2 protein-coding genes and 1 pseudogene are annotated in these 1,259 nt (G+C 71.4%); all 3 read right to left on the bottom strand.

Annotation, left to right across the window (positions count from 1 at the left end; all coding sequences use genetic code 11):
* Positions 1-429, bottom strand: a 429-nt coding sequence (locus tag ABZ885_RS41435; RefSeq protein WP_360200414.1) for a cupin domain-containing protein, incomplete at its 3' end; no start/stop codon positions are given.
* Between the two features lie 47 nt (positions 430-476).
* On the bottom strand, positions 477-923 hold the full coding sequence (locus ABZ885_RS41430) for a DUF6069 family protein (protein ID WP_360200412.1): 447 nt from the start codon (positions 921-923) through the stop codon (positions 477-479).
* A 242-nt stretch (positions 924-1,165) separates the two neighbouring features.
* Positions 1,166-1,259 (bottom strand): annotated as a pseudogene (locus ABZ885_RS41425) (GTP cyclohydrolase); the annotation flags it as partial.

Genomic DNA, 1,259 nt, shown 5'->3' with positions numbered 1-1,259 from the left:
TACAACGGCCACACCGGACACGACTCCGTCTGGAAGGACGGCGACACGACCCGGATGGCCGTCGCGTCCGGCGTGCCGGAACATCTCCTCGATGCCTGCGGGGGTGGCGATGAGCAGCAGGTCCGCGCGGGCGGAGGTGATGCGGTAACCGTGGGGGATCCTGCGCGGCAGGTAGACGGCGCCGCCTGCGGACAGCCTGTGGCATTCGTCCCCGACCCAGACGAGGGCCTCGCCCTTGAGGAGGACGAAGACCTCGTCCTCGCGGGTGTGGAGGTGGATGGGCGGGGCCTCGCCCTTGGGGACGTCGAACAGTCCGACGGTGAGCTGTCCCTCGGTGGCCTGGCCGTCGAGCAGGAGCGTGAGCAGTCCGCCGTCGATCCATTCGAGGGTCTGTTGCCGGTCGGGGTGGGCGATGTAGGCCATGGTCATGGGTGTCTCCGTGAGGTGCAGGCGGCCCGGGCGGGCCGGGTGGTGGGTCAGGGCCGGCGCAGTGAGGTGATGGCGAACGCGGGGATCACCGCGGCGCCGACGATCAGGTGCATCAGGGCGAGCAGGAGCTGGTCGGTGGTGGTGACACCGGCTCCGTCGTAGGGGAGTCCGCCGACGAGCAGCAGGACCGCGAGCGTGGTCCAGAGGGCCGTCGCGCGCTGGGGGAGGCGCCGCTCCAGCAGCTCCAGGAGCGCCCAGCCGAGTAGCGCGGGGACGACGGAGGAGAGGGTCACCAGGGTGATCGTGACGGACTGGACCGGCTGGCCGAACACCGCAGGAGTCCTCAGGTCGTAGCCGGCGATGTCGGTGAGGGCGAGCAGGTACAGGAGATTCGCGAGGAGGCCGGCGCAGACGGCGGCCGGTCGCAGCAGCCGGCCCGGGGTTCGGCCGGGGTGGTGGGCGGATGGTGTCGGCGTGGACGGTGTGGTGGCCATGGTGGCTGCTCCGCTGGGGGGAGTCGGGGTCGGGGGTGACGGGGGCAGACGAGGCGGGCGGGGTGGCCGGCCGGACGTCGTGGGCCACCCGTTTCCGGGCGTGCGCATACCGCCGCCATCGCCCGCCTTCTAATTTCATCGCGTGTGGAAACTAGTTTCAGCGTATGATGAAACTCTCGCGGGCGGCAAGCGGCGCCCGTCGTGGGCATCCGGCGCGGAAGGTGATGTGGCGTGAGCGGTCGGCCCGCCTCGGCGATCCGCTCGACCGACTCGCGCAGCTGCGGGCCGCAGTCGCACCGGTCCGAGCCGAACACGTCGCCGGTGAGGCACTCCGAG

The sequence above is a fragment of the Kitasatospora sp. NPDC047058 genome, assembly GCF_040643935.1.
Lineage (GTDB): Bacteria > Actinomycetota > Actinomycetes > Streptomycetales > Streptomycetaceae > Kitasatospora.
The sequence above is the reverse complement of the archived record's forward strand: the minus strand, read 5'-3'. Positions and strand labels throughout refer to the sequence as shown.

Excerpts from the sequence above, each read along its gene's own strand:
- ABZ885_RS41430 (WP_360200412.1), bottom strand. The coding sequence starts at position 923 with ATGGCCACCACACCGTCCACGCCGACACCATCCGCCCACCACCCCGGC.